We start from the raw sequence: 16053 nt of genomic DNA, 5'->3' as shown, positions 1-16053 counted from the left end.
CGTCGTCTCCGAAGACCGGCCTGGAGCTCAACCCGGTCTCTCGTCCGGCCGGACGCTAGGCGTGCCCCACGTCACTGGCGAGTGCCAAACGGTGATCCCGTTCACGGAGGCGGGAGATCACCTGCACCTTCGGAGGGTTTCGTGGGCTGCCCTTCGTACCGCCATCGTCCCCCGCTGCAGTTGCCAGGAGTGTGCGACAGGGGCGGATGGTTCGTCCAGCCCCGGCCGGGAACTCCCCGCGGCGTGGACCTCTCCGGGCGCACGGCGGTGGTGACGGGCGCGAGTCGCGGCCTCGGACGGGCGATCGCCCTCGGGCTGGTGTCGGCCGGCGCCCGCGTCGTCGGGATCGCGCGCTCGGGCTCGTCGGTCCCCGACGGCGTCGAGGCGCTGCCCCTGGACCTGGCCGAGGTCGACGCGATCGCCGACGCCGTGGCCGACGTCGGCGACGTGGACGTGCTGGTCAACGCCGCGGCCGTGATGAGCGACCGGCGCTCGAAGACGCTGGAGGTCTCGCTCGCCGACTGGCGCGCGGTTCGCGACGTCGACCTCGACGCCCCGTTCGCGCTGGTCTCGGCGTTCGTCCCGGGCATGGCGCAGCGGCGGTGGGGGCGGGTGGTCAACGTCAGCGCCTGCCTGGGGCGGATGAGCGGGCCGGGCACGGCGGGCGGGCTCGCGCCCTACCGGATCGCCAAGGCCGGCCTGAACGCGATGACGCGCAACCTCGCCCACGAGCTCGGCAACGGCCGCAAGGGCGTGCTGATCGACGCGACCTGCCCCGGCCACTGCCGCACCGACATGGGCGGCCCCGACGCACCCCGCTCGATCGAGGAGGGGGCCGACACCGCGATCTGGCTCGCCGGCCGCAAGGCCACGCTCTCCGACCCGCCGCCCACGGGGCGGCTGTGGGAGGACCGCGCCGAGGTGCCCTGGTAGGGCCTTCCCGACGGCGGCCGTGGTGGCGTCGGTCCTCCTGCGTCGGGTGATCAACAGTCCGTAGCGGGCCGGAGAAGGTGCCGCGAGCCCGCCAGGGGACTGGTGATCATGCGGCCGGTCGCCGCATGACGCGCACGGCGAGCCGGTCGAACGCCGTCGGGTCGTGCACCATCGCCGACGTCACGCGGACGACGGTCCAGCCGACGTCGAAGAGGTCGCCGTCCCGGAACGCGTCGCGGTTCTGTCCGGTGATGTCGCGGTGGCTCGGGCCGTCGTACTCGAGGGCGAGCTTCGCGTGGGGCCAGGAGAGGTCGGGGTGGACGTATCGGCCCGTCAGCAGGCGGACGGGGTGCTGACAGACCGCAGGCGGCACACCGCGGGAGAGCAGGCCGAGGCGCAGCCGGGTCTCGGGCAGTGACTGGGCGAGCGGATTCATCAGCTCGAGGACCTCGCGGACCTGCACGATCCCGCGCGCGCTCGGGTGGGCCGCCGCGAGCGTGCGCAGGTCGTCGGCGGTGAACCCCTGTCGGAACGCGAGGGCGTCCACGGCGGCGACGGCCTCGACCAGCGGGGATCGTCGGGCCAGGTCGAACGCCGTGCGCACCGGCGACGTGACGTGGGCGCCCATCGTGATCCCCCACTCGCCCGGGCGAGGGTGTCGACGCGCACGCGGACACCGTCCGGCGGGTTCCGGCAGCGACGAGCGAGGATGATCTCGGCGTCCTCCCACGGGCAGTCGGCGCCGTGGGCCAGGGCGGCCGGCGGACCGGCGACGACGCAGCGTCCACGCGACCAGAAGTGCAGCGCCTGCACCCGGAGGCGTATGTCGGTGAGGTCGGTGTCCGCGCCGACGTACGTGTTCGGGTAGAGCCGGACGAACTCCGGGCCGCGCAGACGGTCGGGGGTCAGCGCGCCGAGGCGCACCGCCACCGTCCCGAGGAAGGGTTGGGTGGTCGTCCTCGACACGTGCGTCACATGGGCTCGGACGCACCGCGGGGCGCTGCGGATCCGACTTTCTCGCGGCGGGTGATCAACGGTCCCCCGGCGGGCCGGAAAAGGTGTCGCCGGCCCGCCAGGGGACTGTTGATCACCGGGGCGGAGGCGGCGGGGCGCGCCTGGCGGGGCGCGAGGCGGGTAGGGCCTTCCCGACGGCGGGTGTCCCGCGGACGGGACCCGACCCGGCGTCAGGAACCCGCGAGGGCGGCGCGCGCCAGGTCGAGCGCGCGCTCCGGGGACACCCCGAGCTCGCGCATCCGCCCGGCGAAGGCGCGCGCGGCCTCGCGGGCCTCGTCGGGGCCGTCCGAGGCCTCGACGACGAACGTGCCGAGCCGCCCGCGCGTCTCCACGACGCCGGCCGCCTCCAGCTCCCGGTAGGCCCGCGCGACGGTGTTGGCGGCGAGGCCCAGGTCGACGGCGAGCCGCCGGACGGCGGGCAGTCGGGTGTGGGCCGGCAGCGCCCCGGTGCGCACCAGCTCCGTCACCGACGCCCGCACCTGCTCGTAGGGCGCCACGGGCGACGCCGGGTCGACGTCGATGCGGGAGACGGGATCCGGGGAGCTCACCCGAAGCCCCGCCCCAGGTCGTCGAAGGCCGCCACGACGAGGGACCGTAGTTCGGCGTGCGGGCTCGCGAGCCACACGGTGAACACGCCGCGCATCGCGGCGACCACGACGCGGGCGAAGACCTGCGGGCGCAGGTCGTCGGGCGCCTGACCCCAGCGCGCCGCGGCGTCGAGCGCCACCGCCCGCTCCCACGCCTCGTAGCGGACGGCCGCGCGGGCCGCCACCTCCGGCACCGTCTCGATGAGCGCGAGGCGTCGGCGCAGGACCGGTTCGTCGCCGGGGGAGTAGGCGTTGACCTGCAGGAACGCCTGGCGGGCGGCGGAGGTCGGGTCGGTCGACGGGGGGACCTCGGCGAGCGCGGAGACGAGCGCGGCGAGGGCGTCGTCGAGCTGGCCGAGGACCACGTCGAGCTTCGTCGGGAAGTAGCGGAAGAACGTCCGGCGGCCCACGCCGCCCGCCGCGGCGAGGTCGTCGACGGTGACGGCGTCGAACCCGCGCACCGTGAACAGCTCCAGCGCGGCCGCCTCGAGCCGGCGGGCCCGGAGCGTCCGAGTGGCAGAGGTCACCCGCGCAGTGTGCCCCGTCCGGGGAGGGGTCCTCCTCGCGCGTAGCAAACGAGACCGCGATCACGCCCCGCCCGATCGGCCGGGACCGGACCGTCCACGACGACCGTGTGGATGGCACCGAGTGCCAGTTAGCGTCCGACGCGTCCGAGGTGGTCGAACGCAGGAGGTCGGTATGGCTGAGCCCACGCACGAGGAGACCCCGCTCGTCGAGGAGACCCTCGTCGAGGAGGTCTCGATCGACGGCATGTGCGGCGTCTACTGATGACCGCGGCACCGGCGGAGGCCCACACCTCCGCCGGCGCCTTCGACCCCGCGCTCCCGTACCGGCTCTCGTCGTCGGTCTCGGTGCGGCCGGAGTCGTTCGGCGCCCTCGTCTACGACTTCCACACCCGGCGGCTCTCGTTCCTCAAGACCAGGCCGCTCGTGCGGGTCGTCGAGGCCCTCGCGGACCACGACGACGTCCACGGCGCCCTCGTCACCGCCGAGGTGCCCGAGGCCCAGCGCGACCAGTACCTGCGGGCCCTCTCCGGGCTCGCGGACGCCGGCACGATCCAGAGGCGGCACCCATGAAGCTCGTCGAGCACTTCACCCACGGCCTGAACTCCCCGATCTGCCTGACCTGGGAGCTCACCTACGCCTGCAACCTCTCCTGCGTGCACTGCCTCTCGTCGTCGGGTCGCCGCGACCCGAACGAGCTCTCGACCGAGGAGTGCAAGGCGGTCATCGACGAGCTGCAGCGGATGCAGGTCTTCTACGTCAACATCGGCGGCGGCGAGCCGACGGTCCGCAGCGACTTCTGGGAGCTGCTGGACTACGCGATCGCCCACGACGTCGGCGTCAAGTTCTCCACCAACGGCGTCAAGCTCGACAAGGCCCGCGCCGCGCAGCTGGCGAGGACCGACTACGTCGACGTCCAGATCTCCCTCGACGGCGCCACCGCGGAGGTCAACGACCACGTCCGCGGCCCCGGGTCCTACGACACGGCGATCCGGGCGATGGAGAACCTGTACGAGGCGGGCTTCGGCGAGTTCAAGATCTCCGTCGTCGTCACCCGGCAGAACGTCGACCAGCTCGACGACTTCAAGGCGATCGCCGACCGCTACGGCGCCCAGCTGCGGATCACCCGCTTCCGCCCGTCGGGGCGCGGCGCCGACTCGTGGGACGAGCTGCACCCGACCCGCGAGCAGCAGCGCCAGCTCTACGACTGGCTCGTCGCGAGGGGCGAGGACGTCCTCACCGGCGACTCGTTCTTCCACCTCTCGGCGTTCGGCCAGGAGCTGCCGGGCCTCAACCTCTGCGGCGCCGGCCGCGTGGTGTGCCTGATCGACCCGGTCGGCGACGTCTACGCCTGCCCGTTCGCGATCCACGACCAGTTCCTCGCCGGCAACGTCCGCTCCGAGGGAGGTTTCCAGGGCGTGTGGCAGGACTCGGAGCTGTTCGCCGAGCTGCGCGGCCCCCAGTCGGGCGGAGCGTGCACGAAGTGCTCGCACTACGACGCCTGCCAGGGCGGCTGCATGGCGGCGAAGTTCTTCACCGGGCTGCCGCTCGACGGTCCGGACCCGGAGTGCGTGCTCGGCAACGGCGAGGTCGCGCTGGCGAAGCTGGAGATGGACACCGTCATCCCCAAGCCCTCGCTGGACCACTCGCACCGCACGACGCGCGGTCCCCGCAAGGACGGCGGCCCGGTCCCGCTGACGCTGTCGGTGCGGCGCCCGGATAAGGCGTGCGACACCGACCCGCTGGCGGGTGAGGGTCGGCGGTTGCCGGCGGGCATCCGCGCCCACTAGGAGACGGAGCGGGCCCGACCCGTCCCACAGCCTCCCCCGGCGCCGCGGACCCCTCGTCGCGGCGCCGGGGTGAGCCCACCGATCGCCTCAGTCGTCGGAGCGTCCGGGGATCGTCAGCGGCGGCTCCTGCGGCTTGCGCGGGATCGTGATCCGGGGCCGCTGCGGCGTCTGCGGCGCCGGGTCGGACGACGTCCCCGTCCCGCCGGGGGCGCCGGGGGCGGAGCCCCCGGTCTCCGTCGACGCGCCACCACCCGTTCCCGACGACGGGTCGCGCGGCGGCGCGGGCGCGCCGCCGGTCCCGGGCGTGACGGGGGCCCGACCGTCGGCCGCGGCGGGAGCACCGGGTGCGCCCGGCAGCACGGGCGCCGCGGGCACGACGGGAGCCGGCGGGGCACCGGCCGGGGCGACCACGGCCGGGAGCGGGGTCGAGCCGACCCCCGCGAGGAGCGCGGCCCCACCGCAGAGGCCGCCGAGGACGAGGCCCGCGGCCACCACGACGAGACCCGTGCGGACCCGGGAGCGGGCGGGACGTGGACGATCCGGTCGCGCCGCTGCGGGCGCCTGGGGCCAGTGCGGGGGCCGGTCGCCGTCGGCGAGGTGGTGGGCGACGCCGTGCTGGTCGACCCAGAGGTCGCCGCGGACGTCGCGACCCCACCGCACGAAGAGGGGGCCGTCGCCGACCCGGTGCAGGACGGTGGTGTCGGACGCGTCGTGGGTCGTGGTCACGGGGTGCCTCCCGGAGGCTCGGCTCGATCCGGACGGCGAGGACCCGCCGTCGGACACGGAGTCTGCGGAGCACCCCCGGGACCGGGCCCGAGTAGCGGACTACTCGCCCCGACCCGGCGTCCGGGAGAACCTACTCACCCACCGAGGTCGATCGTGGCCAGATCGCGCCGGCCGGCGACGTGCAGCTTCGCGTAGACGCTGCTCAGCGTGTTGTCGACGGTCCGGACCGACAGCGTGAGGCGCTCCGCGATGGCGCGGCTCGTGAGGCCGCCGGCGGCCAGCCGGGCGACCTCGCGCTCGCGGGGCGTGAGGTCGTCGGGCACGTCGAGCAGGCCCAGGGCGGGGGTCCGCGCGCCCTCGCACCGCCCGGCGAGGGCCCGTGCGCGGGCCGCGGCCGCGCGCTCCGCCGCGGGCCGGCCCGCCCGGCGGTGGGCGCTCGCGGCGTGCGCGGCGACCTCGGCGGCCAGGAGCAGCCCGCCGCCCGCGGCGAAGACCTCGACGACCGCGTCGAGCGCGTCACCGTCGTCGGCGGCGAGGGCGCGGGCGTGCGCGAGGCTCGCCCGGGCGTACTCGCCCTCGACCCCCTCGACCTGGCGGGCCAACCGGTCGACGACCCCGTCGTCGACCACCCCGAGCCGGACCAGTCCGTGCAGCATGAGGAAGGTCAGCGGCCGCTCGTCGCGCTGCTCGGCGGCGTCGGCGGCGGCGGTCATGTCGCGCACCGCGCGGTCGAGGTCGCCCCGCACCGCGGCCGTCCAGGCGCGGGCCATGTGGATCCACGGGGCGTACTCCGGGTCGGGGTCGCCGAGGTCCGCGAGAACCGCCTCGGCCGTGGCCGGGTCACCCCCGAGCGCCGAGGACTGGGCCAGGCCCGCCCGCAGCACGGGGACCAGCGGGGCGGAGCCGACGCGGACGCCCGCCGTCGCGTCCCGCAGCCGGCGGGCCGAGGTGCGGACCTGTCCGGCCAGGAACAGCACGAGGCCGCCGAAGCCGCCGAGGACGATCTTCGCGCCCGTCAGGCCGGCGTCGAGGGCCTCCTCGTAGCGCTGCTCGGAGAGCCGGATGCTCTCCGCGAAGCGGCCCGCGAACGCGTGCCCGGAGACCTCGCCCATCGCGAGGTGCATCGTCTGCCACTCCGGGGCTGGGTCGGGGAGGGCCGTGGCGAGGGCGAGCCCGCGGGGCGCGAGCTCCGCGAGGGTGTCGAAGCGGCCGCGGCCGCGCAGCGCCGTGACGCCGACGACGCAGGCCCACAGGGTGGTCGCGTCGCCGGCCTCGACGTCGACGAGCAGGGGCGCCACCAGGTCCCAGGCCTCGGCGTAGCGGCGTTCGTAGGCGAGGACCGCGGCCCGCAGCACCGTGAGCCGTCGGTCGGTGCCCAGCGCCCCGGTGTCGACCGCGCGGAGGACGGCGGCGGCGCGGTCGGGCCGGCCGAGGGCGTAGAAGAGGTTCTGCGCGCGGGTGGTCACGAGCCGGACGCTGCGGTCGACGGTGTCGGCCTCGAGCGTCGCGAGCAGGGTCTCGGCCTCGTCGGCGCGGCCCGCGGCGAGCAGGACGCGGGAGGAGAGGAACGTGGCGTCGAACCCGCCGCCGGCCTCGACGGCCGCGTCCGCCAGCCGCCCGGCCGTCGTGGGGTCGCTCGGCAGGACGCGCTCGGCGATCTCGCACAGCTCGACCGGATCGACGGGCTGGGCAGCGCCGAGCCGCCACAGCAGCAGCCGCACGCGGTCGCGGGCGCGGCGGGCGCCGATCGCCGCCTGGGCGTCGGCGAGCCGGCGGTGCACGCTGCGGACCCGCAGCGGACTCGCCCGGCCGCGCAGCAGCTCGGCGTAGAGCGGGTGGGCGAGGCGTACGTCGACACGGCGTCCGAACTGCTCGGACACGACGAGCCCGGCGCGGTCGAGGCGGTCGAGCACGGCCGGGTCGACCAGCGAGGCGAGCAGGTCCGGCCCGGTGGGCTCGGAGAAGGCGAGGAGCTCGCACGCGTCGAGCTCCTCGGGCTCGAGGGCGCCGAGGCGGTCGTCGAGGACGTCGTCGAGGCCCTGGGTCGGCGTGGCGTCGCCGGTCCAGACCCACACCCCGTCGAGCGGGCGCAGCGTCCCGTACCGGCACGCCCCCGTGACCAGCTCCCGGACGTAGAGCGCGTTGCCGCGGGTGAGGTGCCACAGCCGGTGCGCCGCGGCGCCGTCGAGCTGGCCCCCGAGGGACGCGGCGACGAGCTCCTCGACCTCGGGGCGGGTCAGGGCGCCGAGCTCCAGCCGCTCGAGGACGCGTTCCCGCCGCAGCGCGGCCAGGGCGTCGGGCACCGGGGCGCCGGAGCGGGCGGTGAGCACGACGGTGGCCGACCTGGTCAGGGCGAGCTGCCCGACGACGGCGGCCGAGATCGGGTCGAGCCGGTGCGCGTCGTCGATGCCGAGGACCAGCCGGGACCCGGCGTCCGCGCGCGCCACGAGCGCGCGGGCCGCCCACTGCACGAGGTTGGGCTCGCCGTCGCGTTCGCCCCACGGCGGGAGGAGCGGCCCGAGCGCCCCGAGGGGCACGTCCGCGGTCGCCGAGGTGGCGAGCGCCCGCCGGACGGTGTCCCCGGCGGCGGCGCGGCGGGCCAGGAGCTCGGCGGCGGCGCGCGACTTCCCGACCCCGGCCGGTCCGACCAGCAGCACCCCGCGATCGGCGTCGAGGGCGGCGTCGGCGAGGGCGAGCAGGTCCGTGCGGCCGACGAAGGGCCAGGTCCGGGACCCCGTCTGCGCGCTCACGGGGCCGGGGCGACCCGGGAACCGGGACGGGGGAGCACGAGCACGGACGAACGGTGCCAGAACGGTGCGGCCCCGGACAACACACGTGTCGGCGCGTGTCCGGGCGGCGACGATCAATCGCCGCCCCCCGAGCTGCCGGAGCTGCCGGAGTCGCTGCTGCCGCCGGAGTCGCTGCTGCAGCTGCTGCTCGTGTCGGAGCTGCCGTGGTCGGACGTGGAGCCGGGGTCGCAGCCGGTCCACCCGCCGTCGTGGACCGGATGGTGCTGCCACCCGTGGTCGTGGGGCGCGGACTGCCACCATCCGGGGTCGTGCCCGGACCCGCCGTCGTGATAGCGGTGGGCCCCGTGAGCCCCCACGAGGCCGGCGACGACGACGCCCCCGGCCGCCCGGCCGAAGGCGGCCTCCAGGCGTCGTCGGGCGACGTGGGTGAGGACGAGGACCGTCGTCACGGAGGCGATGACGACGCCGAGCACGGCCGGCACCAGGACGGCGGGGTCGGGCCCGGTCAGGACGGCCAGGACGAGCCCGGCGACCGCCAGGACCTCGAGGGCGGCGACGGCGACGACGGGGAGGCGGGGCGTGGAGTCCATGGCGGGAGCCTGGCCGGGACGTCGGCCGTGCCGGTAGACCCGGACGGACCGAGCAGGTCCCGCGGCGACTACTCGGGTCCCGCGGCGGACTACTCGCTCACCGCCGCGTGCGAGGTGCGGGGACGGCGCCTGCCCTCGCGCGTCCTGTTCGGGCCGCACGCGACGAACTCCTCGCCCGACCGCGCGCTCGGCCCCGTCGAGCACGACCGCGCGCGGGCGGCCGGGGGAGCGGGGGTGATCGTCACCGAGGTCGCGTCGGTGACGGCGGACGACCGGCCGTACGAGTACGCGCCGCTGGCCGCGTCCTGCTCCGCGGACTGGGCGGCGGTCGCAGCGGCGTGCGCGCCCGCGACGGTCCTCGCGGGGTTGGGGCACGCGGGCTCGCAGTCGTCGGTGCGCGGGGTGCTGCGGGCGCCGTCGTCGGTGCCCGACCCGGCCACCCGCGTGGTGCCGCGCCCGCTGTCCCCGGCGGAGATCGACGAGCTGGTGGGGGCCTTCGCGACGGCGGCCCGCGCGGCCGTCGACGCCGGGTGCGCCGGGGTGGAGATCGCGGCCGGCCAGTACTCGCTGCTGCGGCAGTTCCGGTCGGGGCTCACCACTCCGACGCCGGACGACCGTGTCCTGCTCGCCGTGCTGGAGGCGGTGCGCGCGGCCGTGCCCGGGGCGTGGGTCGGGCTGCGGCTCGGGGTCGACGAGCTCGCGCCGTGGGCCGGGATCACGCTCGCGTCGTCGTGGGGGACGGTCGACCGCGTCGCGGACCTGGTCGACCACGTCGTGCCGGTGCGGGGCTCGGCGATGTCGGTGGCGTCGACGCGGCCGGACGCGCACACCGCGCCGGGGTTCCTGGCCGACGCCTGCCGGGCGGTGCGGGACGTGGTCGCCGGGCGCTGCGCCGTGGTGCTCGCGGGCAGCGTGGTCGACCCGGCCGACGCGCAGGCGGCGCTGGACTCGGGGGTGGCGGACCTCGTCGAGATGACCCGCGCGCAGCTCGCCGACCCGGACCTCGTCGCCACCGTGCGGGCCGGCCGAGCGCCGCGGCCGTGCGTGCTGACCAACCAGCGCTGCCGCGTGCGGGACGTCCGGAACCCGACGATCGGGTGCACGGTGGAGCCGTCGGTGGGCGAGCACGGTCCCCGTGCCGGCAATGCGTCACTGCTTGCGCCCGGTGACAGCAACGCCGCATCGTCGGCGCCCCGAGGCCGGCGCTCCGACGGTGCGGATTTCCTGGCGTCCAGTGCACGCAGTGACGCGCTGCCGGCACCGGAGGTGCTCGTCGCCGGAGCCGGGCCCGCCGGGATGGAGGCCGCGCGGACCCTCGCGCTGGGCGGACGGGCGGTGCGGGTCGTCGAGCGCGCCGACGAGCCCGGGGGTCTGCTCCGCACGATCGCCACCCTCCCCGGCCGCCACCGCTTCGCCCGCCTCGCCGACTGGTACGTCGACGAACTCGCCCGGCTCGGGGTGTCGATGCAGGTCGGGCGGGTCGTCGACGGTCCGGCCGACGTCGTGGCCACCGGCGGGCGGGACAGCGACCGGTCCGGGCTCACGCCCCTCGCCGTCCTGCGCGGCGCACCCCTCGACGGACCCGTCGTCATCGACGACCCGCTCGGTGACGGCACCGCGGTCGCCCTCGCCGAGCACCTCGCGCCCACCCACCAAGTCACCCTCGTGACGGCCGACCAGGTCGCCGGCAAGCAGGTCCCCGACCTGGTCGGGGCGAACACCCGCCTCCAGCGGGCCGGGGTGGAGCGCGTCCTCGAGCACCGGGTCGTGGAGCGGCACGCCGACCACGTCGTCGTCGCCGACGTCGTCACCGGCACCCGCCGCACCGTCCCGGGCACCCTGGTCGACGCCGGACCGCGGCGGCCGGGCCACCCGGCGTCGGGACGGCTGATCGGTGACGCCCTCGCCCCCCGCACCGTCGCCGAGGCGATCCGCGAGGGACGCCGCGCGGCCGCGGAGATCCTCCGTGCTGGGTGAGCCGATCCGGCTGGGCAGCAGAGTCGTCCGGAACCGGATCGTCTTCCCGGCCCACCTCACCAATGCCGCCGTGCGGAACTGCCCGAGCGCGGAGCACGCCGCCTACTACGCGGCACGCGCCGCCGGCGGCGCCGGGCTCGTCATCGTCGAGGAGCAGGCGATCGACCGGCCCTACGAGAAGGCCGTCCTCGGCACCGACCCCGCCGTCGTGCCGGGCTACCGGGCGATCACCGACGCGGTGCACGCGCACGGTGCCCTGGTGCTCGCGCAGGTCGGGCACAACGGCGCGCAGTCCTCGTCGCTCTACTCCCGGACACCCGTCGAGGCGCCCTCCGCGATCCCCGACCCGATGTTCCGCGAGATGCCCGTCGCGCTCGACGACGCCGGCATCGCCCGCATCGTCGCGGGCTTCGCGACCGTCGCCCGCCACTGCGTCGCCGGCGGCTTCGACGGGGTGGAGATCCAGGGCTCACAGGCGTCGGTCGTGCGCCAGTTCCTCTCGCCGCTGACCAACCACCGAGACGACCGCTACGCCGACGGCGTCGTGTTCCTCCGCGAGGTGCTCACCGCCGTCCGCGCCGAGCTCGGCGACCGTGTCCTCGGCGTCCGGCTGCAGGGCGACGAGGGTCTCGACGGCGGGTTGACCGCGGCGGACGCGGCCCGGGTCGCCACGCGGATCGCCGACCTCGTCGACGTCGTGAACACCGCGGTCGGGGTCGCGACGGCCACGCTCCCGCTGATCGAGCCGCCCATGGGCGTGCCGGCCGGCTATGCGGAACCGGTGCCGTCCGCGGTGCGGGCGGCGTTGGTCGGCACCGGGATCCCGGTCATCGGCGTCGGGCGCTACACCACCCCCGAGCAGGCACGACGCGCTCTCGAGGTCGGCGCCTGCGACCTCGTCGGCGTGGTCCGCGGCCAGATCGCGGACCCGTCGTTCGCGACGAGGGCCCTGGCCGGGGACCGCGTCCGGCGCTGCATCGGGTGCAACCAGGAGTGCATCGCGGCGGTCGGGCTGAACCGGCGGCTGGGCTGCGTGGTCAACCCCGACGCGGGCCGCGAGGCGGTGCCGGTGGCGGTGTCCCGTTCCCGACGACGGGTGCTGGTGGTCGGGGGCGGTCCCGCGGGGCTCGCGGCCGCGGCCGAGGCGGCGGAGCGGGGCCACGACGTGCACCTCGTGGAGCGCTCCGACCGGCTCGGCGGGCAGCTCGCCATCGCCGCGGCCGCCCCGGAGCGTCGGGAGCTGGCGTTCGCGGTCGCCGACCTCGCCCATCGCTGTCGGGACGCCGGGGTGCGGATGTGGCTGCGCCACGTGAGCAGTAACGGTCGCTGTGGCGACCCTTTCTGCTCACCTGCGGAGCACGTCATCGTCGCCACCGGGGCCCGCCCGGACCCGCCGTCGGGAACGGTCGACGTGAGCGACGTGCTCACCGGCGCCGCCTCGCCGTCGGGACGGGTGCTCGTGGTCGACGACCTCGGCGGGCCGGCCGCGCCGAGCGTCGCCGAAGTCCTCGCGCAGCGGGGCGCGCACGTACGGCTGATGACCAGCGGCATGGTCGCGGCGGAGGGGCTCGGCCCGCTGCTGGAGCGGGAGCGTTGGCGACGACGGGCCGCGGCGCTCGGGATCGAGCTGCTGACCGACCGGGTGCTCCTCGGCGGCGGGGTCCTCCACCACCCCACCGGCGCGCTCGAGCCGCTCGACGCCGACGTCGTCGTGCACGCCGGACCGCGGGTCCCGGACGAGATCGAGGGTCCGGGCACGAGGGTCGGCGACGTCCTCGCCCCCCGCGACGCCGCCGCCGCGATCCGCGAGGGCACGGACGCCGCGCGCGCCATCAGGTAACCCCGGGGTTGCCCGACCGAAAGGGCAACCATTAGGTTCCCTGTCGTGGACGACGCGGTGTTCCGGGCCCTGGCCGACCCGAGCCGTCGCCACGTCCTCGACGCCCTGCACGAGCGGGAAGGCCGCACCCTGTCCGACCTCGTGTCCGGGCTCGACATGTCGCGGCAGGCGGTCGCGAAGCACGTCGCCGTACTGGAGGAAGCGGGCCTGGTCGTGGTCCGCCGACAGGGCCGCGAGAAGCGCCACCACCTCAACCCGGCGCCGTTGGGCGAGCTCGCCGACCGCTGGATCCACAAGTTCGACCGGGCGCGCGTCGACGCGCTCACCGACCTCAAGCGCGCACTGGAGGACGACGTGACCGAGGCGTTCGTGTACGAGACCTACATCCGCACCACGCCGGAACGGCTCTGGCAGGCCCTCACCGACCCGGGCTTCATCCGGCGCTACTTCGGCGGCGGCGGGCCGGACTCGGACTGGCAGGTCGGCTCACCGGTGCACTGGAGCATGACCGGCGAGCCGCACCAGGACTGGGACCAGCACGTCCTCGAGGCCGACCCGCCGCGGCGCCTCGCCTACACCTGGCACAACTACCGGCCGGAGATGCAGCGGTTCTCCGGCTGGTCGGACGAACAGCTGGCCCGGCTGCAGCAGGAGCCGATCTCGCGGGTCGCGTTCGAGATCGAGCCGGTCTCCGCGGACGCCGTCAAGCTGACCGTCACCCACGACGGCTTCGTCCCCGGCAGCGAGATGCGGCGCGGCGTCTCCGGCGGGTGGCCGGAGATCCTGTCGAACCTGAAGTCGCTGCTCGAGACCGGCGAGGTCGTGGTGGCCTGACACCCTGGGCGCGTGCAGATCAGCCGCGCCCGGTCCGCCGACACCGCCGACGTCGACCTGCTGCTCGTCCCCGTCGGGGCCACCGAGCAGCACGGCCCGCACCTGCCGCTGGGCACCGACACCGCGGTCGCCCTCGCCGTCGCGTCGAGGCTCGGGCTCGCGACGACGGCGCCGGTCGCCTTCGGCGCGTCCGGGGAGCACGAGGGCTTCCCCGGCACGATCTCGATCGGCACCGAGACCCTCGCCGCGGTGCTCGTGGAGACCGGCCGCTCGGCCTGCCGCTGGGCTCGACGGCTGTGCTTCGTCAACGGCCACGGCGGCAACGTCCCCGCGCTGGTCACGGCGACCACGCTGCTGCGCTACGAGGGCCGCGACGTCGCCTGGCACTCCTGCGGGGTCCCGGGCGCCGACGCGCACGCCGGCCGGCACGAGACGTCGGTGATGCTCGCGCTGGCACCCGACGACGTCGCCCTCGACCGCGCCGAGCCCGGCAACACGGCCCCGCTGCGGGAGTTGATGCCGCGCATCAGCGCCGGGTCGATCCGCGACGTCAGTCCCAACGGCGTGCTCGGCGACCCGACCGGCGCGTCGGCGGGGGAGGGCGCGGAGACGGTCGCGGTGATGGCCGCCGCGCTGCGCGACGCGATCGCCGACTGGCGGGTCGGCGAGCACGGCCGCCTGACCTGAGGGCTACTCGTAGAAGTAGGCGCCGCGGGTCTTGACGGTGCCCATCCCGGCCTTCCCGGTGACGACGATCGTCGGTCTCCCCGGCGCGGCCGGGGCCCGGTGCCTGTTCTTGACGCTGCCCCAGCCGGAGGAGACGCCGTCGGTGTCGACCGACCAGTCGTCGGGAACGATCAGCACGAGCGACCCCATGCTCCCGTGCACCTCGATGTGGACCCGCTCGTGCGGGCAGATCGCCTCGCGGAAGTCGAGCTTCACGTCGGAGCCCGAGGGGACCGCGACGATGTGCGCCGGGACCTCCCACACCCCGACGCGCTTCTCGCTCGCCATGCTCGCGGTGAGCGTCAGCGGTGGGCCCGCGGGCACCGGCGCGGGCACGGCGGTCGTCGCCACCCAGGGCAGCCGGACGCCGGGCAGGTCGGCCACCACGGCCTCGAGCTCGCCGTAGGTGCGCGACGCGTAGACCGTGGCCAGTCGCTCGTCGACCTCGCCGAGGTCGAGCCGACCCTCGCCGTGCGCGTCGTGCAGCACGCGCGCGACGGCCTCCCGGTCGGAGTCGCCCGCCCTGAGGTCCCGGTGCGCCGGCGCGTCGGCCATGATCCCCAGCGTAGCCGGAATGTCCGGTTCGGCGCCCCTGCCGCGGACCCGGCCTAGACTCGCGCCCCGCCATGAGCACCCCGCGCCTGCCGGACGGCTGGACCGTCCGCCCCGACCCCCGCACCTGGCGCGTCGACGGCGGCGCCACCTGGATCGGCGGGTCCCCGCCCCGGGTGCTGCGCCTCTCGTCGGCGGCGCGCGCCCGGCTGGGCGGCCCCGAGCTCGTCGTCACCGACCCGACCTCCGCGGCGCTCGCCCGCCTGCTCTCCGACGCCGGGGTCGCCCACCCGGTCGGCGGCGACGGTCCGGCGCCGGACGAGGTCACCGTGGTCGTCCCCGTGAAGGACCGCACGGCGGAGCTCGACCGGCTGCTCGCGGCCGTCCGGGCGACCGCACCCGCCGTCGGGATCGTGGTGGTCGACGACGGGTCCGACGATCCCGCGGCGACCGCGGCCGTCGTCGGGAGGTACGGCGGCCGGGTGGTGGGGCACGAGACCTCCCGCGGACCGTCGGCGGGTCGCAACACCGGGGCGCGGGCCTGCACGACCCCCGTCATCGCGTTCCTCGACTCCGACGTCGTCCCCGAGCCGGGGTGGCTCGAGACGCTGCTGGGGCACCTCGGCGACCCGGCCGTCGGCATCGTCGCCCCGCGGATCGTGGCCTTCTCCGACGGCGGCGACGAGAACGCCGTGACCCGCTACGAGCGCCGTCGCTCCTCGCTCGACCTCGGTGCCCGCCCCGCGCCGGTGACCGCCCGTTCGCGCGTCGCCTACGTGCCGAGCGCGGCGCTGCTGGTGCGGCGCGAGGCGTTCGGCACGGGGTTCCGCGAGGACATGCCGGTGGCCGAGGACGTCGACCTCGTGTGGCGGATCGCCGCCGCGGGGTGGCGGCTGCGCTACGAACCCGCCGCCCGGGTCGCCCACGAGCACCGCGCCCGCGTCCGCGCCTGGCTCGCGCGCAAGGCGTTCTACGGCACGGGCGCCGCGCCGCTCGCCCGCCAGCACCCGCGCCGCGTCCCGCCGGTGGCGCTCGCCCCGTGGACGGCGGCCGCGGTGGCGCTGCTCGGGGTGCAGCGGCGGTGGTCGTTCGCGACGGCGGGTGTGGTCACCCTGGTCGCGACCGCCCGGCTCGCGCGTGGTCTGCGCAAGCCCGGCGAGCCGTGGTTGTCGGTGCGCCGCCACCCCACCCCGTGGCAGGAAAGCGTCGT

Annotated in this window: 16 protein-coding genes; 9 read left to right on the top strand and 7 right to left on the bottom strand. The window is 76.2% G+C overall.

All coding sequences use genetic code 11. The features are described from left to right. The first annotated feature begins 243 nt into the window (after positions 1 to 243). Positions 244 to 933: an SDR family NAD(P)-dependent oxidoreductase gene (locus LN037_RS25980; protein ID WP_230758990.1), complete on the top strand. Its 690-nt coding sequence runs from the start codon at positions 244 to 246 to the stop codon at positions 931 to 933. 106 nt (positions 934 to 1039) lie between these two features. Here LN037_RS25980 and LN037_RS25975 read toward each other — a convergent pair whose 3' ends face one another. The 3 genes from LN037_RS25975 to LN037_RS25965 all read right to left on the bottom strand — a co-directional run bounded on the left by LN037_RS25975 (position 1040) and on the right by LN037_RS25965 (position 3061). Continuing rightward, on the bottom strand, positions 1040 to 1561 hold the full coding sequence (locus tag LN037_RS25975; protein WP_230758989.1) for an endonuclease domain-containing protein: 522 nt from the start codon (positions 1559 to 1561) through the stop codon (positions 1040 to 1042). A 556-nt stretch (positions 1562 to 2117) separates the two neighbouring features. Continuing rightward, complete coding sequence (locus tag LN037_RS25970) at positions 2118 to 2495, bottom strand: GntR family transcriptional regulator (RefSeq protein ID WP_230758988.1); 378 nt, start codon at positions 2493 to 2495, stop codon at positions 2118 to 2120. Further along, complete coding sequence (locus LN037_RS25965) at positions 2492 to 3061, bottom strand: acyl-CoA-like ligand-binding transcription factor (protein WP_230758987.1); 570 nt, start codon at positions 3059 to 3061, stop codon at positions 2492 to 2494. Before LN037_RS25965 ends, LN037_RS25970 begins: the two co-directional genes overlap by 4 nt. Positions 3062 to 3233: 172 nt before the next feature. On the opposite strand from LN037_RS25965, the gene mftA reads away from it, so the two are divergent. The 3 genes from mftA to mftC are packed head-to-tail and all read left to right on the top strand — an operon-like array spanning position 3234 to position 4848. After that, the gene (gene mftA, locus LN037_RS25960) at positions 3234 to 3323 is read left to right on the top strand and encodes a mycofactocin precursor MftA (protein ID WP_018332344.1); all 90 of its coding nucleotides are present in this window, start codon (positions 3234 to 3236) and stop codon (positions 3321 to 3323) included. Then, positions 3323 to 3631 carry a mycofactocin biosynthesis chaperone MftB gene (gene mftB / locus LN037_RS25955; protein ID WP_230758986.1) on the top strand — a complete coding sequence of 103 codons (309 nt, stop codon included), beginning with the start codon at positions 3323 to 3325 and terminating at the stop codon, positions 3629 to 3631. Before mftA ends, mftB begins: the two co-directional genes overlap by 1 nt. Then, positions 3628 to 4848: a mycofactocin radical SAM maturase gene (mftC, locus tag LN037_RS25950; RefSeq protein ID WP_230758985.1), complete on the top strand. Its 1221-nt coding sequence runs from the start codon at positions 3628 to 3630 to the stop codon at positions 4846 to 4848. The genes mftB and mftC overlap by 4 nt, the downstream gene beginning before the upstream one ends. A gap of 87 nt (positions 4849 to 4935) precedes the next feature. On the opposite strand, the gene LN037_RS25945 is transcribed toward mftC, so the two are convergent. The 3 genes from LN037_RS25945 to LN037_RS25935 form a co-directional block, all read right to left on the bottom strand. After that, positions 4936 to 5574 (bottom strand): hypothetical protein, encoded by a 639-nt coding sequence (locus tag LN037_RS25945; protein ID WP_230758983.1) that lies wholly within the window; start codon positions 5572 to 5574, stop codon positions 4936 to 4938. Between the two features lie 134 nt (positions 5575 to 5708). Continuing rightward, complete coding sequence (locus LN037_RS33890) at positions 5709 to 8324, bottom strand: helix-turn-helix transcriptional regulator (RefSeq protein WP_230758981.1); 2616 nt, start codon at positions 8322 to 8324, stop codon at positions 5709 to 5711. Between the two features lie 113 nt (positions 8325 to 8437). Beyond that, positions 8438 to 8914, bottom strand: coding sequence for a hypothetical protein (locus tag LN037_RS25935; protein ID WP_230758979.1), 477 nt, complete (start codon positions 8912 to 8914; stop codon positions 8438 to 8440). Between the two features lie 27 nt (positions 8915 to 8941). On the opposite strand from LN037_RS25935, the gene LN037_RS25930 reads away from it, so the two are divergent. The 4 genes from LN037_RS25930 to mftE are packed head-to-tail and all read left to right on the top strand — an operon-like array spanning position 8942 to position 14252. After that, positions 8942 to 10891, top strand: a complete 1950-nt coding sequence (locus LN037_RS25930) for an oxidoreductase (RefSeq protein ID WP_230758977.1) — start codon at positions 8942 to 8944, stop codon at positions 10889 to 10891. Continuing rightward, complete coding sequence (locus LN037_RS25925; protein WP_230758975.1) at positions 10881 to 12731, top strand: FAD-dependent oxidoreductase; 1851 nt, start codon at positions 10881 to 10883, stop codon at positions 12729 to 12731. Before LN037_RS25930 ends, LN037_RS25925 begins: the two co-directional genes overlap by 11 nt. A 45-nt stretch (positions 12732 to 12776) precedes the next feature. Next, entirely contained in the window at positions 12777 to 13565 is a 789-nt protein-coding gene (locus tag LN037_RS25920) for an ArsR/SmtB family transcription factor (protein ID WP_230758973.1), read from the top strand. Positions 13566 to 13577: 12 nt separating this feature from the next. Next, positions 13578 to 14252: a mycofactocin biosynthesis peptidyl-dipeptidase MftE gene (mftE, locus tag LN037_RS25915; protein ID WP_230758971.1), complete on the top strand. Its 675-nt coding sequence runs from the start codon at positions 13578 to 13580 to the stop codon at positions 14250 to 14252. A gap of 3 nt (positions 14253 to 14255) precedes the next feature. On the opposite strand, the gene LN037_RS25910 is transcribed toward mftE, so the two are convergent. Further along, a complete protein-coding gene (locus LN037_RS25910) occupies positions 14256 to 14846 on the bottom strand; it encodes a DUF1707 SHOCT-like domain-containing protein (protein ID WP_230758969.1) in 591 nt (196 codons plus the stop codon). Between the two features lie 71 nt (positions 14847 to 14917). Here LN037_RS25910 and mftF point away from each other — a divergent pair. After that, positions 14918 to 16053, top strand: a 1136-nt coding sequence (gene mftF, locus LN037_RS25905; protein ID WP_230758966.1) for a mycofactocin biosynthesis glycosyltransferase MftF, incomplete at its 3' end; no start/stop codon positions are given.

The sequence above is a fragment of the Actinomycetospora soli genome, from assembly GCF_021026295.1.
GTDB lineage: Bacteria > Actinomycetota > Actinomycetes > Mycobacteriales > Pseudonocardiaceae > Actinomycetospora > Actinomycetospora soli.
This window is presented reverse-complemented; position numbering and strand designations above follow the sequence as displayed.

Excerpts from the sequence above, each read along its gene's own strand:
- LN037_RS25975 (WP_230758989.1), bottom strand. The coding sequence starts at position 1,561 with ATGGGCGCCCACGTCACGTCGCCGGTGCGCACGGCGTTCGACCTGGCC.
- mftA (WP_018332344.1), top strand. The coding sequence starts at position 3,234 with ATGGCTGAGCCCACGCACGAGGAGACCCCGCTCGTCGAGGAGACCCTC.
- mftB (WP_230758986.1), top strand. The coding sequence starts at position 3,323 with ATGACCGCGGCACCGGCGGAGGCCCACACCTCCGCCGGCGCCTTCGAC.
- mftC (WP_230758985.1), top strand. The coding sequence starts at position 3,628 with ATGAAGCTCGTCGAGCACTTCACCCACGGCCTGAACTCCCCGATCTGC.
- LN037_RS25935 (WP_230758979.1), bottom strand. The coding sequence starts at position 8,914 with ATGGACTCCACGCCCCGCCTCCCCGTCGTCGCCGTCGCCGCCCTCGAG.
- LN037_RS25910 (WP_230758969.1), bottom strand. The coding sequence starts at position 14,846 with ATGGCCGACGCGCCGGCGCACCGGGACCTCAGGGCGGGCGACTCCGAC.